Here is a 22,470-nt window from a genome sequence, read left to right on the forward strand (position 1 = left end):
ACGTCCGGTCATCGCCCTTTGCACGCAGTTTTCGTCATGTCATTGTCCACGCTCCTGACCCAGCACATCGTTCGACGCCCCCAACGCATCGCCCTGTTGCAGCACATCGCCGAACAGGGCTCGATCACCCGCGCCGCCAAGAGCGCGGGCCTGAGCTACAAGGCGGCGTGGGATGCCATCGATGAGTTGAACAACCTGGCGGACCATCCATTGGTGGAACGCAGCGTGGGCGGCAAGGGCGGTGGTGGCGCCAAGCTGTCTGAGGAAGGCCAGCGCGTGCTGCGCCTGTATCTGCGCCTGCAAGCACTGCAGGCGCAACTGCTGGAGGCGAGCGAAGACGTCGGTGATCTGGGCCTGCTCAGTCGCCTGATGCTGCGCACCAGCGCCCGCAATCAATTACACGGCAAGGTCTTGGGCATCGAGGCCCAGGGACATAACGACCGGGTGCGCCTGGAGCTGGCCCGGGGTCTGGTCATCGAAGCGCAGATCACCCATGACAGCACGCTGCGCCTGGAGCTGGGTGTCGGCACCGACGTGGTGGCGCTGATCAAGGCTGGCTGGCTGCAATTGCACCCCGTCGAACACGCGGAAGAACCGGGGATCAATACGCTACGTGGCGTGATAGAGCAGGTCGATGCGGCCGAAGACGGCCCCAGCGAAGTGCGCATCGGCCTGCCCAATGGCCAGACGCTATGCGCCCTGGCCGAACCGCAGCAGTTGCAAGAACAGAGCCTGGCAGCCGGCTCATCGGTGCAAGTGACATTTTCAGCGACAAATGTGCTGCTCGGCACACCGCTGTAGTGCGTTGCAACAATAGTTTCATCGACCCGCTTTAAGGTGACTGCCAAAACCAGCAGGGAGCCTGAGATGAGCCTATTAGAAGAAAACCAATCCACCGATCTGGAAAAGATCGTCGGCCTGAGCCGTCGCAGTTTCATCAGTGCCGGCGCCCTGTGCGGTGCCGCGATGTTCCTGGGCGGCAACCTGCTGAGCCGCAGCGTGCTGGCCGCCGCCGTGAGCGAAGGCAACAGCCGGCTGCTGGGCTTCAAAAGCATCGCCGCCGCCACGGCAGACACCATCACCTTGCCGCCGGGCTACAAAGCCTCGGTGCTGATCAGTTGGGGCCAGCCACTGCGCAAAAATGCACCGGCGTTCGACCCCAGTGGCAACGGCACCGCCCGCGCACAGGAAGTGCAGTTTGGCGATAACAACGACGGCATGAGCCTGTTCGAATTTCCTGGCGACAAGAACCGGGCGCTGATGGCAATCAACAACGAATACACCAACTACCGCTACCTCTTCCCCCACGGCGGCCAGCCGCAGTCGGCCGAGGACGTGCACAAGGCCCAGGCCAGCGAAGGGGTGTCGGTGATCGAGGTCCAGCGTCGTCGCGGCCAGTGGCAGTTCGTTCAGGAATCGCGCTACAACCGCAGAGTCCACGGCAATACACCGATTCGCCTGCGCGGCCCGGCTGCCGGCCACGACCTGCTGAAAACCAGTGCCGACAAGAGCGGCAAGAAAGTCCTCGGGACTTTCCAGAACTGCGCTAACGGCATGACGCCATGGGGCACTTACCTGACCTGCGAAGAAAACTTCACCGACTGCTTCGGCAGCAGCAAGTCCGACTTGCAGTTCGATGAAGCGCAAAAACGCTATGGCGCCACCGTCGCCAGCCGCGAGATCAACTGGCACCTGTACGACCCGCGCTTCGACCTGGCGAAAAACCCCAACGAACTCAATCGCCACGGCTGGGTGGTGGAAATCGACCCGTTCGATCCACAATCCACACCGGTAAAACGCACCGCCCTGGGCCGTTTCAAACACGAAAACGCCGCCCTGGCACAAACCAATGACGGTCGCGCCGTGGTGTACATGGGCGACGATGAACGCGGTGAGTTCATCTACAAGTTCGTCAGCCGCGAACGTATCAATCATCGCAATGCCAAGGCCAACAGCAACTTGCTGGACCACGGCACGTTGTACGTGGCGCGCTTCGATGCCGGCGACGGCAACCCGGACCATCCCAAAGGCAAGGGCCAGTGGATCGAGTTGACCCATGGCAAGAACGGCCTCGACGCCAGCCGTGGTTTCGCCGACCAGGCCGAAGTGCTGATCCATGCGCGCCTGGCCGCCAGTGCCGTGGGCGCCACCCGCATGGACCGCCCTGAGTGGATCGTGGTCAGCCCGAAAGACGGTCAGGTCTATTGCACCCTGACCAACAACTCCAAGCGTGGCGAAGACGGCCAACCGGTAGACGGGCCAAACCCTCGGGCCAAGAACGTCTACGGGCAGATCCTGCGCTGGCGCACCGACCGCGACGACCACGCGTCCAAGACCTTCGACTGGGACCTGTTCGTGGTCGCCGGCAACCCGAGGGTACACGCCGGCACGCCGAAAGCCGGATCGTCCAACATCAACCCGCAAAACATGTTCAACAGCCCCGATGGCCTGGGCTTCGACAAGGCCGGCCGGCTGTGGATCCTCACCGACGGCGACTCCAGCAACGCCGGGGACTTCGCCGGCATGGGCAACAATCAGATGCTCTGCGCCGACCCCGACAGTGGCGAAATCCGCCGCTTCATGGTCGGGCCGGTGGGCTGTGAGGTGACCGGGATCAGCTTTGCACCGGACCAGAAAGCCTTGTTCGTCGGGATCCAGCACCCTGGGGAAAACGGTGGCTCGACCTTCCCTGAGCACCTGCCCAATGGCAAGCCGCGGTCTTCGGTGATGGTGATTACCCGCGAGGACGGCGGGGTGATCGGCGCGGCCTGATAGCCCCCTTCGCGAGCAGGCTTGCTCCCACAGGATCAGCGACACGCTGAAGATCCCATGTGGGAGCGAGCCTGCTCGCGAAGGCTTCAGCGCAGCCACCTATCGACCTCCGTCTGCGCTACCATGCTGGGCCGGACGCGGCAGCCCTGCCGCTGCGCAGGAGTCAGCATGTCCCATCCGTTTGAAACCCTCACCCCCGACCTCGTACTCGATGCCGTTGAAAGCATCGGCTTTCTCAGCGACGCCCGCGTACTGGCCCTCAACAGCTACGAGAACCGCGTCTACCAGGTGGGCATCGAAGACTCCGAGCCGCTGATCGCCAAGTTCTATCGCCCCCAGCGCTGGACCGATGAAGCGATCCTGGAAGAGCACAGTTTTACCTTCGAACTGGCCGACTACGAAGTGCCCGTGGTGGCGCCGCTGATCCACAACGGCGCCAGCCTGCACGAACACGCCGGGTTTCGTTTCACCCTGTTTCCTCGTCGCGGTGGCCGGGCGCCGGAACCGGGCAATCTCGACCAACTCTATCGCTTGGGACAACTGCTGGGACGCCTGCATGCGCTCGGGGCGACCCGGCCGTTCGAGCATCGCGAAGCCCTGGGCGTGAAGAATTTCGGTCATGATTCACTGGCCACCGTGCTGGCAAGCGGCTTCGTCCCCCGCAGCCTGCTGCCAGCCTACGAGTCGGTCGCCCGGGACCTGCTCAAGCGCGTAGAAGAGGTCTATGCCGCCACGCCTCACCAGAACATCCGCATGCACGGCGATTGCCACCCCGGCAACATGATGTGCCGCGACGAGGTGTTTCACATCGTCGATCTGGACGACTGCCGCATGGGCCCAGCGGTGCAGGATGTGTGGATGATGCTCGCTGGCGATCGCCAGGAATGCCTCGCTCAGTTGTCGGAATTGATGGACGGCTACAGCGAATTCCACGACTTCAATCCCCGTGAACTCGCGTTGATCGAGCCGCTGCGAGCCCTGCGCCTGATGCACTACAGCGCCTGGCTGGCACGGCGCTGGGACGACCCGGCTTTCCCCCGCAGCTTCCCGTGGTTCGGCAGCGAACGCTACTGGGGCGACCAGATACTGGCCTTGCGCGAGCAGTTGGCGGCGCTGAATGAAGAGCCGTTGAAGCTGTTCTGATGGGCTTCAGCAGTCACCGCGCGCCCTTGTGGGAGCGGGCTTGCCCGCGAAGACGGAGGAACATTCAATGTTCATGTCGACTGACTCACCGCTTTCGCGAGCAAGCCCGCTCCCACAGAGGGATCTGTGCCGGGGCCAGAACGCTCACAAAGGTTCACAGCACAACCAGACAAATCTCCTTACAATCACTTCTTTGTTAGCTGCCTAAGCAAGGATTTTGCATGCAAGCCGCCAACCCGCGTCGCGGGTACATCCTGGGCCTGAGTGCCTACATCATCTGGGGTCTGTTCCCGATCTACTTCAAGGCCATCGCCAGCGTACCCTCCGTGGAAATCATCATCCATCGGGTGCTGTGGTCGGCCCTGTTCGGCGCGGCGCTGCTGCTGGTCTGGAAACACCCCGGTTGGTGGCGTGAACTGCGGGACAACCCACAGCGCCTGGCGATCCTCGCCCTGAGCGGGACACTGATCGCGGCCAACTGGTTGACCTATGTCTGGGCGGTGAATAACGAGCGCATGCTCGAAGCCAGTCTGGGTTACTACATCAACCCGCTGGTGAACGTCTTGCTGGGCATGTTGATACTCGGCGAGCGCCTGCGCCGCATGCAATGGCTGGCGGTGGGGTTGGCGGCCGTCGGCGTGGCGCAGCAGGTCTGGCAAGTGGGCAGCCTGCCGTGGGTGTCGCTGGTGCTGGCGCTGACCTTTGGTTTCTATGGGCTGATTCGCAAACAAGCGCCAGTCAAGGCATTGCCGGGGCTGGTGGTGGAAACCTGGATGCTGGTGCCGATCGCCATCGCCTGGTTGCTGTTCAATCCCACGGCCACCAGTGCCCAGGCGGCATTCTGGACCACCTCCGAAGCCTGGTGGCTGGTGGCGGCCGGCCCCGTGACGCTGGTGCCGTTGGTGTGCTTCAACGCCGCAACACGGCATTTGCCCTACACTACCATCGGTTTTCTACAGTACATCGCACCGACGCTGGTGCTGCTGCTCGCCGTGATGCTGTTCGGTGAGCACCTGTCGTCCAGCACACTGGTGGCGTTCCTGTTCATCTGGGCCGGGCTGGCGGTGTACAGCGTCGATGCGGTGATCAGCATGCGCCGACGCAGCTGATCAAAAAATGCACAACCCCCTACAGGCCACGTCCAGCGTGGCCTGCGCCTATCCTTCCCAAGGTTATCCACAGCGTGATCCCCGCCATTTGTGCACAAGCCCTTGAAAACCGGTGATTTTTTGACCATCTTCCGCTGAGCCACGGCCAGCCTGGGCTGGGGCCGGGTCTCTACAGGTTATCCACAGGCAGGCGCAGTTTTTCCTTGGATAACCTCCATCACGCTTCGTCGCTGAGCTTGAGTTCCACCATCAACTCGTCGGCCAAGGTCTCCAGGCGCTCCTGCAACGTCTCCAGCGACAGGGTCAAAGGCACGCCCAGGATCGCCTCGGCATGAAACAGCAGCTCGCTGCTCATCGGTGCCGGCCGGACATGGGTCACCAGGCGCTCGACATTGACCCCCTGCTCGCTCAACAACCGGGTGATGTCCCGCACGATGCCGGGACGATCGTTGCCCACCAGTTCCATGGTGATGGGTTTCCAGGTGCAGGACGTCTCAAGGGCGCTTTCAGCGATCAATACGCGGATGCCATGGGTCGACAGCCCCTGCAAGGCAGCGATCAGTTCCTCATGGGCCTCGGCCGGGGCACTGATTCGCAGGATCCCGGCAAACTGCCCGGCCAGGTGCGACATGCGACTCTCCAGCCAGTTACCGCCATGTTCGACAATGCAATCGGCAATGCGCTCGACCTGCCCGGGCTTGTCCGGGGCGAAAACAGTGATGACGAGGTGGTCCATGGCGCAGTCCTCTTGTTGTGGAAGAAACAGTATAGGCAGGACTCGTGCGCTCACGTCAAAGGGACCGAGAAAATCGTGTACAAGTTTTAATATTTATCTGGAACAATCCATCTGTTTTTTGAGAACATCCGTCTCCTCGTCGTGACTGTACTGCTTTAGTCGGTCGCGGAACGACGCAATTAGTCTAATTTTCACAACCGCAATTGATCATGTAGTATGCCGCAGCGAGCACTACATAACGTTGTACCGATGTCTGCTTAAGGCCAGTCGCATCCCTGAAAAGCCCCGTCAGCAAGGCTTGATACCCAGCCGCCAGCGATGGCATGTACTGGTTCCGGGGTTTGTGGTTTAAATGTCCCGAGGCTTCATTGTCAAAATCGAAGAGCTGAAAAGCGAAATAGCTGAGCAGAGTGAGGCAAGCAATGACTGAACACGTTCAAGTCGGTGGCCTGCAGGTCGCCAAAGTCCTGTTCGACTTCGTGAATAACGAAGCCATTCCCGGAACCGGCCTCACCGCCGACGCGTTCTGGGCCGGTGCCGATAAGGTCATCCACGACCTGGCGCCGAAGAACAAAGCCCTACTCGCCAAACGCGATGACTTCCAGGCACGGATCGATGCCTGGCACCAGGCCCGTGCCGACCAGGCCCACGATGCCGTGGCTTACAAAGCCTTCTTGCAAGACATTGGATACCTGCTGCCAGAAGCGGCGGATTTCCAGGCCACGACCCAAAACGTCGATGACGAAATCGCCCGCATGGCCGGCCCGCAGCTGGTGGTGCCGGTGATGAACGCCCGCTTCGCCCTCAACGCCTCGAACGCACGCTGGGGTTCGTTGTACGACGCGCTGTATGGCACCGATGCCATCAGCGAAGCCGATGGCGCGGAAAAAGGCAAAGGCTACAACAAGGTGCGCGGCGACAAGGTCATCGCCTTCGCCCGCGCGTTCCTCGACGAGGCCGCGCCCCTGGCGGCCGGCTCCCATGTCGACTCCACCGCTTACAAAATCGTCGACGGCAAACTGGTGGTCACCCTCAAGGGCGGCAGCAACAGCGGCCTGCGTGACGATGCCCAGTTGATCGGCTTCCAGGGCGATGCCTCGGCACCGACCGCAGTGCTGCTGAAACACAACGGCCTGCACTTCGAAATCCAGATCGATGCCAGCACCCCTGTCGGCCAGACCGATGCCGCCGGCGTCAAAGACATCCTGATGGAGGCGGCGCTGACCACCATCATGGACTGCGAAGACTCGGTCGCCGCCGTCGATGCCGATGACAAAGTGGTGATCTACCGCAACTGGCTCGGCTTGATGAAGGGCGACTTGTCGGAAGAAGTCGCCAAGGGCGGCCAGACGTTTACCCGGACCATGAACCCTGACCGTGTCTACACCGCTGTCGACGGCTCGGGCGTGACCCTGCACGGCCGCTCGCTCCTGTTCGTGCGTAACGTTGGACATCTGATGACCATCGACGCGATCCTGGACAAGGATGGCAACGAAGTACCGGAAGGCATCCTCGACGGCCTGATCACCAGCCTGGCGGCGATCCACAGCCTCAACGGCAACACCTCGCGCCGCAACAGCCGCACCGGCTCGGTGTACATCGTCAAGCCAAAGATGCACGGCCCGGAAGAAGCCGCGTTCACCAACGAGCTGTTCGGTCGCGTCGAAGATGTGCTGAACCTGCCGCGCAACACCCTCAAAGTCGGGATCATGGACGAGGAGCGCCGTACCACGGTCAACCTCAAGGCCTGCATCAAGGCCGCCAGCGAGCGCGTGGTGTTCATCAACACCGGCTTCCTCGACCGTACCGGCGATGAAATCCACACCTCGATGGAAGCCGGCCCGATGGTGCGCAAGGCCGACATGAAAGCCGAGAAGTGGATCGGCGCCTACGAAAACTGGAACGTCGACATCGGCCTGAGCACCGGCCTGCAAGGTCGCGCGCAGATCGGCAAGGGCATGTGGGCAATGCCGGACCTGATGGCGGCGATGCTCGAACAGAAAATCGCCCACCCGATGGCCGGCGCCAACACCGCTTGGGTTCCTTCGCCGACCGCCGCCGCCCTGCACGCGCTGCATTACCACAAGGTCGATGTGTTCGCTCGCCAGGCCGAACTGGCCAAGCGCGCCCGCGCTTCGGTGGACGACATCCTGACCATCCCGCTGGCCGTCAACCCGAACTGGACACCGGAGCAGATCAAGAACGAACTGGACAACAATGCCCAGGGCATCCTTGGCTACGTGGTGCGCTGGATCGACCAGGGCGTCGGCTGCTCGAAGGTGCCGGACATCAACGACATCGGCCTGATGGAAGACCGTGCGACGCTGCGTATCTCCAGCCAGCACATCGCCAACTGGCTGCGCCACGGCATCGTCACCCAAGACCAGGTGATGGAAAGCCTCAAGCGCATGGCGCCGGTGGTGGACCGCCAGAACGCCAGCGACCCGCTGTACCGTCCATTGGCACCCGACTTCGACAGCAACATCGCCTTCCAGGCGGCGGTCGAACTGGTGATCGAAGGCACGAAGCAACCTAACGGCTACACCGAGCCAGTGCTGCACCGTCGCCGTCGCGAGTTCAAGGCAGCCAATGGGTTGTGATTGAGCGGTAGTGCTGCAACGAAAAAGCCCTGATCTCTCGATCAGGGCTTTTTTATGCCTCTGTGGGAGCGAGCTTGCTCGCGATAGCGGTATGGCAGTCAATGAAGATGTTGAATGTCAGGCCGCCATCGCGAGCAAGCTCGCTCCCACATTTGTATGGTGCCAATCCTCGGCAGACAATCTTAAAGATCCACTCCCAACTCATGCTTGACCAACTCCAGCAGCTTTTCGGTATCGATCGGCTTGAGCAGAAAGTCCACCACGCTCAGGTGCATGGCTTCGATGGCGTCCTTCACGTCGGCGTCGCCCGACACGATGATGATCGGCAGCGCTGCCCGTTCGGACTCGCGCACCAGGCGGACCAGTTCCAGGCCATCGACGTTGCCCATGCGCAGGTCGGTGATCACCAGGCCGATCGACGGCTTGGTTTCCAGCAACTTGAGTGCCGTTTCGCCACTGGCGGCGGTCATGCAGTGAATCCCGTCCAATGCCAGGATCTCCGACAACAGCTCACGGGCATCCTTGTCGTCATCAACGATCAAGACGCGCTGCGGCGGCAGGTCAGGTTCCAGCATGACGGCATTCAGCGCCTCGCGCTCGGCGTCACTCAAAATATCGTGGTCGGACATGGTGCTCTCTACGTTCTTAAATCGATCCCTGGCACAGTGGTCAGACATCGTTGCACGGCGCTTCAATGTGCACTTCGTCGGATTTTTTTCCAAGAACATTCAACGAAGATTTTCCTGACGCCTGGCGTATGATTTTTCTGTAATCCAGCCCTCTACGTCGGGACCTAGACTTACGTCCAATGGGCACCCCGCGCTGAGGGGCCGACCATGGGATCAGATCCGACCACAACAATTCGAATAAGACTGCGTAATGGTTATGAAAAAAGCGGACGCCTTCATCCAGGCAGGGAAAACCGCGGTGTTGCAAAACATCCAGGGGACGCTGCAGTTTCTCCAGCGCTTTCCCCCGTTCAACCAGATGGAAAACGCCCACCTGGCCTATCTGGTGGAACAATGCCTGCTGCGCTTCTATGCCCCGGGCGACACCATCATCAAACCGGCTGACGGTCCGGTGGAACACTTCTACATCGTCAAGCAGGGCCGAGTGGTGGGCGAACGTCCGCATTCAGCCAAAGGTGGCACCGAGACCACCTTCGAGATCACCACCGGCGAATGTTTCCCCCTCGCCGCCTTGCTGGGCGAGCGGGCCACGCGCACCGAGCACCGGGCCGCCGAAGACACGTTCTGCCTGCAACTGAATAAACAGGCCTTCATCAAATTGTTCGCCCTGTCCGGCCCATTTCGCGATTTCGCCCTGCGCGGGGTCAGCAGCCTGCTCGACCAGGTCAACCAACAGGTCCAGCAGAAGTCGGCGCAAACCCTGGGCACCCAATATTCCCTCAATACGCGGCTGGGTGAACTGGCGATGCGCCACCCGGTCAGTTGCAGCCCGGACATGCCACTGCGCGAAGCTGTGAAATTGATGCACGAGCAACAGGTCGGCAGCATCGTGGTGGTGAGCGAGCAGAAAGCCCCGCTGGGGATTTTCACGCTACGCGACCTCAGGCATGTGGTGGCCGACGGCGTCGCGGATTTTTCCCAGCCCATCGCGGCGCACATGACCCAGGCCCCCTTTTACCTGTCGCCGGACCACAGCGCCTTCGACGCGGCCATCGCCATGACCGAGCGCCACATCGCCCACGTCTGCCTGGTCAAGGACCATCGCCTGTGTGGCGTGGTGTCGGAGCGCGATCTGTTTTCCTTGCAGCGCGTCGATCTGGTGCATCTGGCCCGGACCATTCGCAGCGCCGCCAGGGTAGAGAACCTCGTGGCCCTGCGCGGCGAAATCGGCCAGTTAGTGGAGCGCATGCTGGCCCACGGCGCCTCGTCGACCCAGATCACCCACATCATCACCCTGCTCAACGATCACACAGTGTGCCGCGTCATCGAACTGACCCTGGCCGACAAGGGCGACCCGGGCGTGCCGTTCAGTTGGCTGTGTTTCGGCAGTGAAGGCCGGCGCGAGCAAACCCTGCACACCGACCAGGACAACGGCATTCTGTTCGAAGCCCGGGACGCCGCCCATGCTGCACAGATCCGTGGCCTACTGTTGCCCATCGCCCAACAGATCAACCAGAGCCTGGCCCTGTGCGGCTTCGCCCTGTGCAAGGGCAACATCATGGCCGGCAACCCCGAGCTGTGCCTGTCCCGTGCCGAATGGGCCCGGCGCTTCGCGGGATTCATTCGTGAAGCGACGCCGGAAAACCTGCTGGGCTCGAGCATCTATTTCGACCTGCGGGTGGTCTGGGGCGATGAGCAAGGTTGCGAGCAATTGCGCCAGCAAATCCTCGCTCAAGTCGCCGACAATCGTCTCTTCCAGCGCATGATGGCCGAAAACGCGCTGCGCCACCGCCCCCCCGTGGGACGTTTCAGGGATTTCGTGCTGAGCCGCAAGCATGGCGAAAAGGCGACCCTGGACTTGAAAGTGCAAGGCCTGACGCCCTTCGTCGACGGCGCCCGCCTGCTGGCGCTGGCCAACGGCATCGAAGCCAACAATACCCTGGAACGCTTGCGGCAACTGGTCGTCAAGGAGGTGATCGAACCGCTCGACGGCGCGGCTTATGAAGAGGCCTATCACTTCATCCAGCAGACCCGCATGCAGCAACACCAACTGCAAACCCGCGAGAACCTGCCCTACTCCAACCGCGTCGACCCCGACAGCCTCAACCACCTGGACCGACGCATCCTGCGCGAATCCCTGCGCCAGGCCCAACGCCTGCAAAGCAGCCTGACGCTGAGGTATCAGTTGTGAGCATTTTTTCCTGGTTGCGCCCAGCCCAGCCAATGTTGCCTGAAGAAATGCAAAAGCGCCTGGAACGCCTGCCGACGGCTTCAGCCTTGGGTGAATGCGATCTGCGGGAACAACGCTGGGTCGTGCTGGACCTGGAGACCACCGGGTTGAACCTGAACAAGGACCAGGTGTTGTCCATCGGCGCGGTGGTCATCGAAGACGGCGCCATCGACTTCAGCCAGCAATTTGAGCAGACCTTGCAGTGCGACCAGCAGAAGCTGGGCCCCAGTGTGCTGATCCATGGCCTGGCGCCCAGTGCCATTGCCGCCGGCAGCGACCCGGCCGAGGCACTGCTGGCGTTCATGGAATTCCTGGGCGACAGTCCGCTGTTGGCCTTTCACGCGCCATTCGATTCCCACATGCTCGGGCGCGCCCTGAAAGACTACCTGGGCTATCGCCTCCAGCATCCTTTCCTCGACGTGGCAGACCTGGCCCCGATGCTCTGTCCACAAGCCCATCTGCGCAAGTCAGGCCTGGACGAGTGGATCGACTGGTTCAAGCTGCAAGTCTTCGACCGCCATAACGCCAGTGCCGACGCCCTGGCCACGGCAGAACTGGCGCTGATTCTGTTCAGCCGCGCACGCCAGCAAAAGATCCACAGCCCGCTTGACCTGCAACAGCGCCTGGGCCATTGGAAGCGGCGACAGCAAGCGCCTTCGCTTTGAAAGATGAACACGCTACCTGTGGGAGCGAGCTTGCTCGCGATGGCGCACTGTCAGTCGGCATTGATGTTGACTGACCTGCCGCTATCGCGAGCAAGCTCGCTCCCACACAGACCCGGCCTCAATTTCCTGACCTACACCGCCCGACCAGCGCCAATTGCTTTCCCGCCCCCGCCTCTGCCACAATCGCGAACAATTCTCGTTACTTAAAACATCGGTGATGCTCCGTGTCGTCAGTCCCTAGTGTCCGGTCTCGCAGTGATCTGGTTGGTGCGTTGTACCGTGACCATCGCGCTTGGCTATTGGCATGGCTGCGACGCAACGTGGCGTGTGCGCACCGGGCCGAAGACCTGAGCCAGGACACCTTTGTGCGCTTGCTGGGTCGCGAGGAGCTGAAGGCACCCCGCGAGCCCCGGGCGTTTCTGGTGGCCATTGCCAAGGGCCTGCTGTTCGATCATTTCCGTCGAGCGGCATTGGAGCAGGCTTACCTCACCGAACTGATGCTGATCCCCGAGGCCGAGCAGCCCTCGCTGGAAGAACGGCAAATCATCCTGGAAGACCTCAAGGCCATCGATCGCCTGCTCGGCAAACTGTCGAGCAAGGCCCGCGCAGCCTTCCTCTATAACCGCCTCGACGGCCTCGGCCACGCCGAAATCGCCGAGCGCCTGGGGGTTTCGGTACCGCGGGTACGGCAGTACCTGGCCCAGGGCATCCGCCAGTGCTACATCGCCCTGTATGGTGAGCCGACATGAGCCAGGCCCATGCCAAGCCGGTCTCGGCCAGCGTGCTGGATGCCGCCATTGCCTGGCAGTTGTGCCTGGACGCATGCAGCGCCCAGGAGCGTGAAGCGTTCGCGCGCTGGCATGCCGCCGATGAAGAACACGCCCGGGCCTGGCGGCAGCTGGGCATGCTCGACCAGCGCTTCAGCGCCGCCAACGGGCCGGCGCGGGTGGCGTTGCTGCAATCGCGGGTGAGCATTCGCCGCCGGATACGCAAGATCGGCAGCGGCCTGGCCAGTGTTGTCGCGGTCATCGGCCTGGCATTGTTTGCCGGGGATCGTTACTTGTCGCTGGATTACTGGCTGGCCGATCAGCGCACCGCGACAGGCGAACAGCGCACCCTGCGCCTGGCCGATGGCACGCGGATCAACCTCAACACCCATAGTGCATTGGACGTGCGTTTCGATGACAAGCAGCGCCGCATCGTCCTGCAGGAAGGCGAGATCCTGGTGGAGACCGGCCATGACGACCCGCGTCCGTTCATCGTCGAGACCCGCGAAGGCAGCCTGCGTGCCCTGGGCACACGCTTCCTGGTCAAGCGTGAAGAGGAAGGCACGCGCCTGAGCGTGTTGCAATCCGCTGTGGCAGCGCATCCCCAGGCCACGGACATCGAACAGATCCTGCGCGAAGGCCAACAAGTGCTGATGCGCCGCGACGGCCTCGGGCCGACCATCGCCCTGAACCCCGGCGCCGATGCCTGGACCCGCGGCATGCTGGTGGTGGACAACGCCCGTCTCGAAGACCTGGTCCACGAACTGGGGCGTTACCGGAGTGGCTACTTGGGGGTCGCGCCACAAGTGGCCGACCTGCGCATCACCGGCAGTTTCCCGCTGCACGACACCGACCTGGCCCTGTCCGCCCTGCTGCCGACCTTGCCGGTGCAGATCGAACATCACACGCGGTGGTGGGTGGTGGTGGGGGCAAGTACCGCGCCGCCCCCCTGAGAGATCTTGTGTCGGGCAGGCCGCCTTCGCGAGCAAGCCCGCTCCCACATGGGAATGCGAACTCCTGTGGGAGCGGGCTTGCTCGCGAAGAGGCCTGTTGCCTCAGTACAAAAACCAGACTGGAAGTCCCAATCCGCAAGCTGAATCTAAATTATTTTCATCCAGCCCTATCACTTTTCAATTTTCATCCGGCACCCAGGCAATTGAGAAATATTTCCATTCAGGAGCCGCCGTATGTCCCGCCCACTAGACACCCTGTTGCGCCCCCGCCTGTTGGCCGCTGCCATGGCCTTCGCCGTCCCGTTGACCTGCGCCCCGCTACTGGCCGCCGAACAGGCCTCGAGCGTGCGCACCTACAACCTGCCTGCCGCGCCACTGGCCAGCACCCTGAACCAGATCGCCAGCCAGGCCGGCCTCGCGCTGAGCTTGAATCCGTCCCTGGCCTCGGGCAAGACCTCGGCCCCGGTCCAGGGCCGGTTCGACGCCACCGGCGCATTGCGCGAGGCCTTGCGCGGCACCGGCCTGCAACTGGAACAAAGCGGCGCCGGCACCTACAGCCTAGTGGCCGTGCCGGAAGGCGTCATGGCCTTGCCGGAAACCAGCGTGATCGGTGCCGGTCTCAGCGAAACCGCGTGGGGCCCGACCGAGGGCTACGTCGCCACCCGCACCGCCGCCGGGACCAAGACCGATACGCCGATCGTCGAACTGCCGCGTTCAGTCTCGGTGGTCACGCGCCAACAGATGGAGGACCGTACGGTCCTCAACCTCAATGACGCCCTGCGCTACACCGCCGGTGTGCAGAGCAGCGGCTACGGCTCGGATTCGCGCAACGACTGGCTGCTGGTTCGCGGTTTCATACCGACCCAGTTCCTCGATGGCCTGCCGTTGCCCAGGGGCAACTACATCACCCCGAAAATCGAGCCCTGGAACCTGGAGCGCATCGCCGTGCTGCGTGGCCCGGCCTCTTCGGTCTACGGCCAGACGCCCCCTGGCGGCATGCTGGACATGGTCAGCCGTCGCCCACAGGCCGAAAGCAGCAATGAGGTCGAGCTACAGGCCGGCAGCTACGAACACAAGCAGATCAACTTCGACAGCACCGGCAAGGTCGATGACGAAGGCCAGTTCCTCTATCGGGTCAGCGGCACCGTGCGCGACAGCAATGCCCAGGTCGATCACATCCCGGACAAGCGCTACAACCTCGCGCCGAGCCTGACCTGGAACATCAACGACGACACGCGCCTGACCTTCCTGTCCCAGTACACCCGCGACGACACCGGCATTACCGGGCAGTTCTTGCCGCTGCAAGGCACCAAGCTCTCCTCGCCAGCGGGCAAGATTTCCCACCACAAGAACCTCGGCGACCCGGATTGGGAATTCTACGACCGTACCTACTACGCCCTCGGCTATGCGTTTGAACATCGCCTCAACGACACCTGGCAGTTCCGCCAGAACCTGCGCTACACCAAGAGCGACCTGGAGACCCAGGGCATTTCCGCCGGCGGGCAATTCGGGTCGGCGGGTCCCGATGAAGCCGTGAGCGCCGACGGTACCGTCAAGCGCAGTGCCAGTGTCATTGACGAAGACATCAGCCAGTTCGCCGTGGACAACAACTTCCAGGCCGACTTCCAGACCGGCGCCCTCAACCACACCCTGCTGCTGGGCCTGGATCACCAGCGCTCCAACAGCAATTCGCGTTGGTTGTGGGGCTCGACCGGCGTGCCGACCAGCAACATCCACAACCCGATCTACGGACAGGATTTCTCCAACGTCCAGTACTTCACCATGTACGACTACAACCAGAAAACCAACCAGACCGGCCTGTACGTCCAGGACCAGATCGCCCTGGACGACTGGCGCCTGACCCTAGGCGGTCGTGAAGACTGGATTCACACCGGCACCGAATTCCACAACCAGAACAACGTCACCAACACCCAGCGCGACAAGAAATTCAGCGGCAACGCGGCGTTGAGCTATGTCTTCGATAACGGTGTGACGCCCTACATCTCCTTTGCCCAGTCATTCCAGGCAGCGGCGGGTTCAACCGTCAACAGCACCGAAGCGTTCAAACCCACCGAAGGCGAACAATACGAAGCGGGTATCAAGTACCAGCCACCCGGCACCAAGACTCTGCTGACCGCCGCGGTGTTCGACCTGACCCAGAAAAACAACTCCGTGACCGAAAACAACGTCACCCGCCAGGTGGGCGAAGTCCAGGTGCGCGGCCTGGAGCTGGAAGCCTCGGGCGAGGTGACCGACAACCTGAAACTGATCGGTTCCTACACCTACAACGACAGCGAAATCACCAAGGGCACGGCGGCGGAAAAAGGCAAGCGCATGGCCCAGGTCCCGCGCAACCAGGCCACTGCCTGGGCGGACTACACCTGGCACAACGGCCCGCTCGATGGCTTTGGCGTCGGTGCCGGTGTGCGTTACGTCGGCGACACCTATGGCAACACCACCAACACCGACTGGGGTCATGTCGGCTCCTACACCGTGTACGACGCCTCGGCCCATTACGACCTGGGCCGTTTGAACAAGACCCTCAAGGGCGTCACGGTAGCCGTGGACGCGAAGAACATCTTCAACAAGGACTACCTGTCCACCTGCGACGGCTTCTACTGCTACTACGGCGACCAACGCAACGTCGTCGCCAGCGTGAATTACAAATGGTAAACGGTTAGCATTTGCAAAACCTTTTGAGGGCACCTGTACCTGAGACCTGTCAGTCAAATGAACCCCCTGTGGGAGCGAGCTTGCTCGCGAAGACGGCGTAACAGTCAACATCGATGTTGTCTGGCAGACCGATTTCGCGAGCAAGCTCGCTCCCACAGGTTCGCGGCTTGACTGACGGGCTCAGGCATCGAGGCCCTCTTGCATCCGGATCGCTCATGAAAAGCAAAACCATCCGCCGCTGGTCCTTCGTCCACACCTGGACCAGCCTGATCTGCACGGTGTTCCTGCTGATGCTGGCGATCACCGGGCTGCCGTTGATCTTCCATCATGAAATCGAACACCTGCTGGGCGACGCCCCCGAGCTTCGGGAAATGCCGGCCGACACGCCGCCGTTGGATCTGCAACAACTGGTGGAAAAAGCCAAGGCCCATCGCCCGGGGGAAGTGGTCCAGTATTTTGGCTGGGACGATGACGATCCCAACGGCGTCATCACCATCATGGCGCCGACACAGGGCACCGAACCCAATGCCTCCCACACCTTCATGCTCGATGGGCGTACCGGCGAGGCCCTGGAAATGCCCTCGGCCAATGGCGGTTTCATGATGGTCATGCTGCGCCTGCACGTGGACCTGTTCGCCGGGCTGCCGGGCAAGTTGCTGCTGGCGTTCATGGGTCTGCTGTTCGTGATTGCCATCGTCTCCGGGGTAGTCCTGTACCTGCCGTTCATGCGCCGCTTGAAGTTCGCCACGGTGCGCCAGGACAAATCCACGCGCCTGCGCTGGCTCGACCTGCACAACCTGATCGGCGTGGTCACGCTGGTCTGGGCGCTGACCGTGGGCGTCACCGGCGTGATCGCCGCTTGCGCAGACCTGATCATCGCCGCGTGGCGCAACGACAGCCTCAGCGCCATGGTCGAACCCTACCGCAACGCCCCGCCGCTGACCCAACTGGCGCCCGCGACCCGGCTGCTGGACATTGCCAAGGATGTCGCACCGGGCATGGAGCCGAGTTTCATTGCCTTCCCCGGCACGCTCTTCTCCAGCGAGCACCACTACAGCGTCTTCATGAAGGGTGACACCCACCTGACCTCGCACCTGCTCACGCCCGTGCTGATCGATGCCACCACCCTGGACGTCACCGCCGTCGCCGAACGGCCCTGGTACATGGACGTCATGAGCCTGTCCCTGCCCCTGCACTTCGGCGACTACGGTGGCCGGCCGATGCAGATCTTCTGGGCGACCCTCGATGTACTGACCATCATCGTCCTCGGCAGCGGCGTTTACCTGTGGCTGGTGCGACGTAAAGCGGCCAAGCGCGCCACCGTTGGCACGGAGCTCACCTCGTGAGGCCTCGGCAGTCGAGTTTCTGGAAAGTGTTTGGTATTCCCGTGGTGATTGGCGCACTAAGCGCGGCGGGGTTGTTTTCGGCGTTGCTGGGCGACGGTGCATGGGACGCCGTGAGCTGGGTGGGCCTGGGGCTGCCAACGGTGCTGGGAACATGGGGGTTGATCAAGCGCGGATAACCCGGCCGGGCATGAAACCTGTGGGAGCGGGCTTGCTCGCGAAGACGGCATGTTAATCGCAGTGACTTGTCTGGTGTACCGCTTTCGCGAGCAAGCCCGTTCTCACATGGGAATCGAGTCAGGCTATCCGCCCCCTCGCCAGCCGCCCCGGAACTGTCTAGGCTAAGCCCCTGCCCGTTTATCGAGGATACCTGCATGTCCACTCCCAGCATGACGCTGTTCCACAACCCCGCTTCGCCCTTCGTGCGCAAAGTGCTGGTGCTGCTGCACGAAACCGGCCAGCAAGACCGCGTGGCGTTGCAGCTCAGCCAGCTCACCCCGGTCAAGCCAGACCCGGCGCTCATCGACGACAACCCGTTGAGCAAGATCCCGGCCCTGCGCCTGGCCAACGGGACGGTCATCCATGACAGCCGCGTCATCCTCGATTACCTCGACCACCAGCACGTCGGCAACCCACTGATTCCCCGGGACGGCGCGGCCCGCTGGCGGCGCCTGACCTTGGCCTCCCTGGCCGACGGGATCATGGATGCAGCGGTGATGATCCGCTACGAAACCGCGCTACGCCCCGAGGAAAAACACTGGGCGCAATGGCTCGATGCACAACGGGACAAGATTCGCCGCGCCCTGGGCCTGCTCGAAGCCGAGGCGATTGCCGAACTGGCCTGCCATTTCGACGTGGCCTCCATCAGCGTGGCCTGTGCCTTGGGCTACCTGGACCTGCGCCATCCCGACCTGGAATGGCGCAAGGCCAACCCGCAATTGGCAGCGTGGTTTGCAGAGGTGAGCTTGCGGCCTTCGATGGTCGAGACGGTGCCCAGGGTTTAGCTTTGCGTTAGCTGTGCCGGCCTCATCGCGAGCAAGCTCGCTCCCACAGGGAACCGTGGCGCTCTTTGTGGGAGCGAGCTTGCTCGCGATAGCAGCGCACCGGATCCAAAGGAAACAACCCGGCAATCAGCGCCACTAACATCTCGCGCTCCCGCTGATCCTCACGCAACCCCAGCGACCGGCTCATTTCACCGCTCCCAACTCGAAGCTCATCGCCGCGGCCGGCTTCGACCCGACCCCATACCAGTCCAACTTGCGGGTCAGCACCATGAACACCCCCAGCAGGCCGAACAGCAACAGCGAACCCATCAACAGCGCGTAGTCCTCTGCGCTCAACAGGCCGTAGAGCAAACCGTACAACCCCGCCAGCCCTGCCGAAAACCCCAGGCCGTGGCTCACGCTGCGCAGCACATGGCAGACATAAAACCCGATCAGCACGACACAGGCGCTGGCCGATACCAGGTACGCCAGGGTGAAACCGATGTGCTCCGACAGCGACAACAGCAGCAGGTAGAAGAACGCCAGCGCCACACCCACCAGGGCGTACTGGACCGGGTGCACCGCCAGGCTCTTGAGCACTTCGAAGAGAAAGAAGCCAGCGAACGTCAGGGCGATGAACAGCAGCGCATATTTGATCGCCCGGTCGCTCTTGAGGTACTGGTCCACCGGATCGATGAAGCTCACACCGAAGGCCCGGCTGCGGAACGCTTCACAGCCATCGCTTGGCTCGCAGGCTTGCAGCGTCTCCAGCAGGTTGGTGGAGAAAAAAGACGTCTGCCAGTCCGCACTGAAGCCCTGCTCATTGATCTCGCGATTGACCGGCAGGTAGTTGCCGATGAAGCTCGGGTGTGGCCAGTCGGCCGACAGGTGCACCTTGGTGGATTTGCCCACCGGCAGAATCTGAAACTCGCCAGTGCCTTGCAGGCGCAGGTCAAAACCGAAGGTCAGCTCGGGGCCACCCTGGGCAGTGATCATCGGCAGCGGCACATGCACACCCTGCCCCAACCAGCCAAGCCGCGAGCCGGGCAGGAAATCGACGGTCTGCTGGTTCAGCGTCAGGGTCAGCGCATTCTCGATGCCACGAATATCGCTGATGCCGACGCTCAGGTACGGTTCGTCGAAGCGGTAATCGGCAAAGTCCTTGGCGGCGACACCGTAGTGCTCAGGCACCTTGAAGCGGCCATCGATGCGGTTATCGGCGTGGAACATCCGCGCTTCGTAGATGCCCCGGGCACGGGTTTCAGTGCGGACCTGGCCATCAAGCTTGAATTGCTCCGGCAGAAAATACAACTCGCCCGTTCGCTCGACGGTCTCCAGGAACCGCACACCGGTCTTCTCGTTGGTGTTCCAGACCTTCACGCTCTTGCGAAACGGCACCACGATCATCGGCCCGATCAGTTGCTGGCTATAGCTGGAACTGCGGGCGATGTCCTGCAGCACACCGTCACGCAGTTCCTGGCGCTCATCAATAAGGCCGTTGATCATCAGCAGCGGAATCATCAGCAAGAGAATCAAGAGGGCGATCATGCCCAGTTTTATGGCGAGGCTGCGGTTCATGTGGGGCTCTCCCTGTTCGAATGAGGGAGAGTCTGGGGGGGCTGTGTGAGGGGTTTATGGGGGGAATGTGGAGTTTGTGTGGAGAAGCAGAATCAGGAACCTGCAAAAGGTCGTGTTCAGTCAGAGAGCCGATGCGGTTTCAGGGCAACCGCAAAACCACCTCCACCCCGCCCTCGACATTGCCGATACCGAAATGCCCGCCATGCAACTGCACCACCTCCTCGACGAAGTTGAGCCCCAGGCCGGTGCTCTTGCGGCCGCTGTCCGGGCGCGGCAAGGAGTAGAAGCGCTCGCTCAAGCGGGGCAACGCGTAGTCGGGAATCGGCGCGGCCTGATTGAACAGGCGGATCTCGACACAGTGCCCGTGGCGCTCGGCGCTGACCCGTAGCAGGCCGTTGATGGGGGTGAAGTCCAGGGCGTTTTCCAGCAAATTGCCCAAGGCCTGGCGCAACAGGAACGGCTCTCCCGTCAAGGTCAGGTCAGCAGCGATGTGCTGCTCAACCGTCAACTGGCGACTTTCTATCCAGCCGCCACGCGCTTCCAACAACGCGTCCATCAACGGGGCCAGCGGCACCGCAACCTGCTCCTCCAGCCCTTGGCGCTGCTCGATCTGGGCCAGGTTGAGCAAGCGTTCGATCAGTTGCTGCATGCGCGCGCTTTCGTTGTCGATGTTACTGACGAAGCGCTGGTGCTGGGCGGCGGGCATGTCGCTTTGCAGCAGTTCGGCGGCGCCGCGAATCGCCGCCAGCGGGCTCTTGAGTTCGTGGGTGAGCGTGTGCACGTAACGCTCGACATACGCCTTGCCTTCGAGTTGGGTGCGCATGTGCTCCACCGCACCCGCCAGTTGCTCGAACTCGCCGCCACGATAATGTGGCACTTCCACCCGCCGTCCCTGGCTGACCGCCTGGGCGTAGATCGTCAACCGCCGCAGTGCCGCGCTGAGCCACCACGACAACACGCCGCCCAGCAACAAGCCCAGGACGACCAACCCGGCGCCATAGGCCAACAGGCGCCGTTCGGTGCGATCGACATAAGGCTGCAAGGAGCTGTTGGGCTTGGCGACCGTGACGACCCCGATGATCCGGCCGTTGTCGCGAATCGGTGCACCGACGTGCATCACCGAAGACGCCGGGTCATCCGGATCGCTGCGGCTCGAACGGGCACCGTAGTGGCCGCGCAGGGTCAGGTAGACGTCGTTCCAGCGCGAATAATCCTGCCCCACCGCCACGCCGCTGGAGTCGAGCACCACCATGCCCTGGGCATCGGTCACGTAGATGCGATGGCTGACCTGATTCTTCGGCAGGCCCCAGATCGTCGCCGCCGGCTGGCGCTCGCCGTAGGCCCTGAGCAACTGCGGCCAGCGATTCTGGTTGAGGGTACCGGCCTTGAAATCGTCCCGCAGGATCTCGGCCATCAGGTTGGCGGTGTCCACCAGGGTTTCCTCGGTGGACTGACGCACGCCGGGGCGGATTTCCTCCATGACCGTGTTGAGCACAAAATAGCCTGTCAGGGCGATAAACAGCACATACACCAGGAAAATCCGGATCCCCAGCGACATCAGCTGTGCCCCGGGCTGTAGCTGTAGCCCAGGCCCCGATGGGTCTGGATCGGCTCGGCCTCGGCCCGGACCAGGCGCAACTTGGCGCGCACGCTCTTGATGTGGCTGTCGATGCTGCGCTCGTAGCCGGCATCGCTGGCAACGCCCAAGGCATCGAGCAATTGCTCGCGGCTAAAAACCCGCTCGGGTTGCTCCAGCAGACAATTGAGCAGGCGGAATTCGTGGCGGGTGAGGTTCAGCGGTTTGCCACGATAGTTGATCTGTACACGGTCGGCATCGACCTGGAATAACGCCGTGCCCGACTCCGCCGCCGGGCGCGGCGCCACGCGCTTGAGGATCGCCCGAACCCTGGCGGCCACCTCGCGGGGGCTGAAGGGCTTGACCACGTAATCGTCGGCACCGATTTCCAAACCCACGATCCGGTCGATCTCGCCATCCCGAGCCGTCAGAAAAATTACCGGAACGTCGCTGAAACGTCTGAGATTTTTACAAGTCTCGAATCCGCTGATATCCGGCAGGCCGACATCCAGAATGATCAGGTCCGCCGGCGTGTGCTTCTGGTGTTCGAGGGCCGCCGCGCCGAGGCTCAGCCAGGTGGTGTCAAAGCCCTCTCCTTGCAGCGCAAACACCAGCGTATCGGCGATGGCGGCTTCGTCTTCGACAATCAGAATATGAGGCATGTCTTGCGCGCCCGACAGTAAAGTTGCCGGAACGGTGCCCCAACCCTTGGG

General features: G+C 62.3%; 18 protein-coding genes. 13 read left to right on the plus strand and 5 right to left on the minus strand.

Going from position 1 to position 22,470, the window contains the following annotated elements; genetic code table 11:
• The first annotated feature begins 36 nt into the window (after positions 1 to 36).
• The 4 genes from ACMTA2_RS30065 to rarD all read left to right on the plus strand — a co-directional run bounded on the left by ACMTA2_RS30065 (position 37) and on the right by rarD (position 5,024).
• Complete coding sequence (locus tag ACMTA2_RS30065) at positions 37 to 801, plus strand: TOBE domain-containing protein (RefSeq protein ID WP_413792963.1); 765 nt, start codon at positions 37 to 39, stop codon at positions 799 to 801.
• A 66-nt stretch (positions 802 to 867) separates the two neighbouring features.
• Positions 868 to 2,772 (plus strand): PhoX family protein, encoded by a 1,905-nt coding sequence (locus ACMTA2_RS30070; RefSeq protein ID WP_413792964.1) that lies wholly within the window; start codon positions 868 to 870, stop codon positions 2,770 to 2,772.
• A gap of 168 nt (positions 2,773 to 2,940) precedes the next feature.
• Positions 2,941 to 3,915 (plus strand): serine/threonine protein kinase, encoded by a 975-nt coding sequence (locus ACMTA2_RS30075; protein ID WP_413792965.1) that lies wholly within the window; start codon positions 2,941 to 2,943, stop codon positions 3,913 to 3,915.
• Positions 3,916 to 4,136: 221 nt separating this feature from the next.
• A complete protein-coding gene (gene rarD / locus ACMTA2_RS30080; protein ID WP_063324072.1) occupies positions 4,137 to 5,024 on the plus strand; it encodes an EamA family transporter RarD in 888 nt (295 codons plus the stop codon).
• Between the two features lie 217 nt (positions 5,025 to 5,241).
• Here the strand turns inward: rarD and ACMTA2_RS30085 are convergent, their stop codons facing one another.
• Entirely contained in the window at positions 5,242 to 5,760 is a 519-nt protein-coding gene (locus ACMTA2_RS30085) for a glycine cleavage system transcriptional repressor (RefSeq protein WP_413792966.1), read from the minus strand.
• Between the two features lie 422 nt (positions 5,761 to 6,182).
• On the opposite strand from ACMTA2_RS30085, the gene ACMTA2_RS30090 reads away from it, so the two are divergent.
• Positions 6,183 to 8,360, plus strand: coding sequence for a malate synthase G (locus tag ACMTA2_RS30090; protein ID WP_413792967.1), 2,178 nt, complete (start codon positions 6,183 to 6,185; stop codon positions 8,358 to 8,360).
• Between the two features lie 182 nt (positions 8,361 to 8,542).
• Here ACMTA2_RS30090 and ACMTA2_RS30095 read toward each other — a convergent pair whose 3' ends face one another.
• Entirely contained in the window at positions 8,543 to 8,989 is a 447-nt protein-coding gene (locus tag ACMTA2_RS30095) for a response regulator (protein WP_413792968.1), read from the minus strand.
• Positions 8,990 to 9,239: 250 nt separating this feature from the next.
• Here ACMTA2_RS30095 and ACMTA2_RS30100 point away from each other — a divergent pair, with 250 nt between their 5' ends.
• The 8 genes from ACMTA2_RS30100 (at position 9,240) to ACMTA2_RS30135 (ending at position 18,624) form a co-directional block, all read left to right on the plus strand.
• Complete coding sequence (locus ACMTA2_RS30100; protein ID WP_413792969.1) at positions 9,240 to 11,180, plus strand: putative nucleotidyltransferase substrate binding domain-containing protein; 1,941 nt, start codon at positions 9,240 to 9,242, stop codon at positions 11,178 to 11,180.
• Positions 11,177 to 11,884, plus strand: coding sequence for a 3'-5' exonuclease (locus ACMTA2_RS30105; protein WP_413792970.1), 708 nt, complete (start codon positions 11,177 to 11,179; stop codon positions 11,882 to 11,884). Before ACMTA2_RS30100 ends, ACMTA2_RS30105 begins: the two co-directional genes overlap by 4 nt.
• 224 nt (positions 11,885 to 12,108) lie before the next feature.
• Positions 12,109 to 12,633, plus strand: coding sequence for an RNA polymerase sigma factor (locus ACMTA2_RS30110; RefSeq protein ID WP_413792971.1), 525 nt, complete (start codon positions 12,109 to 12,111; stop codon positions 12,631 to 12,633).
• The gene (locus ACMTA2_RS30115) at positions 12,630 to 13,604 is read left to right on the plus strand and encodes a FecR family protein (protein WP_413792972.1); all 975 of its coding nucleotides are present in this window, start codon (positions 12,630 to 12,632) and stop codon (positions 13,602 to 13,604) included. Before ACMTA2_RS30110 ends, ACMTA2_RS30115 begins: the two co-directional genes overlap by 4 nt.
• Positions 13,605 to 13,838: 234 nt before the next feature.
• A complete protein-coding gene (locus ACMTA2_RS30120; protein ID WP_413792973.1) occupies positions 13,839 to 16,277 on the plus strand; it encodes a TonB-dependent siderophore receptor in 2,439 nt (812 codons plus the stop codon).
• A 215-nt stretch (positions 16,278 to 16,492) separates the two neighbouring features.
• Entirely contained in the window at positions 16,493 to 17,623 is a 1,131-nt protein-coding gene (locus ACMTA2_RS30125) for a PepSY-associated TM helix domain-containing protein (protein ID WP_413792974.1), read from the plus strand.
• Complete coding sequence (locus ACMTA2_RS30130; RefSeq protein WP_413792975.1) at positions 17,620 to 17,799, plus strand: hypothetical protein; 180 nt, start codon at positions 17,620 to 17,622, stop codon at positions 17,797 to 17,799. Before ACMTA2_RS30125 ends, ACMTA2_RS30130 begins: the two co-directional genes overlap by 4 nt.
• Positions 17,800 to 17,994: 195 nt before the next feature.
• Positions 17,995 to 18,624, plus strand: coding sequence for a glutathione S-transferase (locus ACMTA2_RS30135; RefSeq protein ID WP_413792976.1), 630 nt, complete (start codon positions 17,995 to 17,997; stop codon positions 18,622 to 18,624).
• Positions 18,625 to 18,807: 183 nt separating this feature from the next.
• Here the strand turns inward: ACMTA2_RS30135 and creD are convergent, their stop codons facing one another.
• The 3 genes from creD to creB all read right to left on the minus strand — a co-directional run bounded on the left by creD (position 18,808) and on the right by creB (position 22,419).
• On the minus strand, positions 18,808 to 20,181 hold the full coding sequence (creD, locus tag ACMTA2_RS30140) for a cell envelope integrity protein CreD (protein ID WP_413792977.1): 1,374 nt from the start codon (positions 20,179 to 20,181) through the stop codon (positions 18,808 to 18,810).
• Positions 20,182 to 20,320: 139 nt separating this feature from the next.
• A complete protein-coding gene (creC, locus tag ACMTA2_RS30145; RefSeq protein WP_413792978.1) occupies positions 20,321 to 21,739 on the minus strand; it encodes a two-component system sensor histidine kinase CreC in 1,419 nt (472 codons plus the stop codon).
• Positions 21,739 to 22,419 (minus strand): two-component system response regulator CreB, encoded by a 681-nt coding sequence (gene creB, locus ACMTA2_RS30150; RefSeq protein ID WP_413792979.1) that lies wholly within the window; start codon positions 22,417 to 22,419, stop codon positions 21,739 to 21,741. The genes creC and creB overlap by 1 nt, the downstream gene beginning before the upstream one ends.
• Positions 22,420 to 22,470: the final 51 nt, after the last annotated feature.

Source organism: Pseudomonas medicaginis (genome assembly GCF_965119365.1).
Lineage (GTDB): Bacteria > Pseudomonadota > Gammaproteobacteria > Pseudomonadales > Pseudomonadaceae > Aquipseudomonas.

Bases quoted from the DNA above. Each gene is read 5' to 3' on its own strand.
- rarD (WP_063324072.1), top strand. From the start codon at position 4,137: ATGCAAGCCGCCAACCCGCGTCGCGGGTACATCCTGGGCCTGAGTGCC.
- ACMTA2_RS30100 (WP_413792969.1), top strand. From the start codon at position 9,240: ATGGTTATGAAAAAAGCGGACGCCTTCATCCAGGCAGGGAAAACCGCG.
- ACMTA2_RS30065 (WP_413792963.1), top strand. From the start codon at position 37: ATGTCATTGTCCACGCTCCTGACCCAGCACATCGTTCGACGCCCCCAA.
- creD (WP_413792977.1), bottom strand. From the start codon at position 20,181: ATGAACCGCAGCCTCGCCATAAAACTGGGCATGATCGCCCTCTTGATT.
- creC (WP_413792978.1), bottom strand. From the start codon at position 21,739: ATGTCGCTGGGGATCCGGATTTTCCTGGTGTATGTGCTGTTTATCGCC.
- ACMTA2_RS30075 (WP_413792965.1), top strand. From the start codon at position 2,941: ATGTCCCATCCGTTTGAAACCCTCACCCCCGACCTCGTACTCGATGCC.
- ACMTA2_RS30070 (WP_413792964.1), top strand. From the start codon at position 868: ATGAGCCTATTAGAAGAAAACCAATCCACCGATCTGGAAAAGATCGTC.
- creB (WP_413792979.1), bottom strand. From the start codon at position 22,419: ATGCCTCATATTCTGATTGTCGAAGACGAAGCCGCCATCGCCGATACG.
- ACMTA2_RS30115 (WP_413792972.1), top strand. From the start codon at position 12,630: ATGAGCCAGGCCCATGCCAAGCCGGTCTCGGCCAGCGTGCTGGATGCC.
- ACMTA2_RS30095 (WP_413792968.1), bottom strand. From the start codon at position 8,989: ATGTCCGACCACGATATTTTGAGTGACGCCGAGCGCGAGGCGCTGAAT.
- ACMTA2_RS30090 (WP_413792967.1), top strand. From the start codon at position 6,183: ATGACTGAACACGTTCAAGTCGGTGGCCTGCAGGTCGCCAAAGTCCTG.
- ACMTA2_RS30085 (WP_413792966.1), bottom strand. From the start codon at position 5,760: ATGGACCACCTCGTCATCACTGTTTTCGCCCCGGACAAGCCCGGGCAG.
- ACMTA2_RS30135 (WP_413792976.1), top strand. From the start codon at position 17,995: ATGTCCACTCCCAGCATGACGCTGTTCCACAACCCCGCTTCGCCCTTC.
- ACMTA2_RS30125 (WP_413792974.1), top strand. From the start codon at position 16,493: ATGAAAAGCAAAACCATCCGCCGCTGGTCCTTCGTCCACACCTGGACC.
- ACMTA2_RS30120 (WP_413792973.1), top strand. From the start codon at position 13,839: ATGTCCCGCCCACTAGACACCCTGTTGCGCCCCCGCCTGTTGGCCGCT.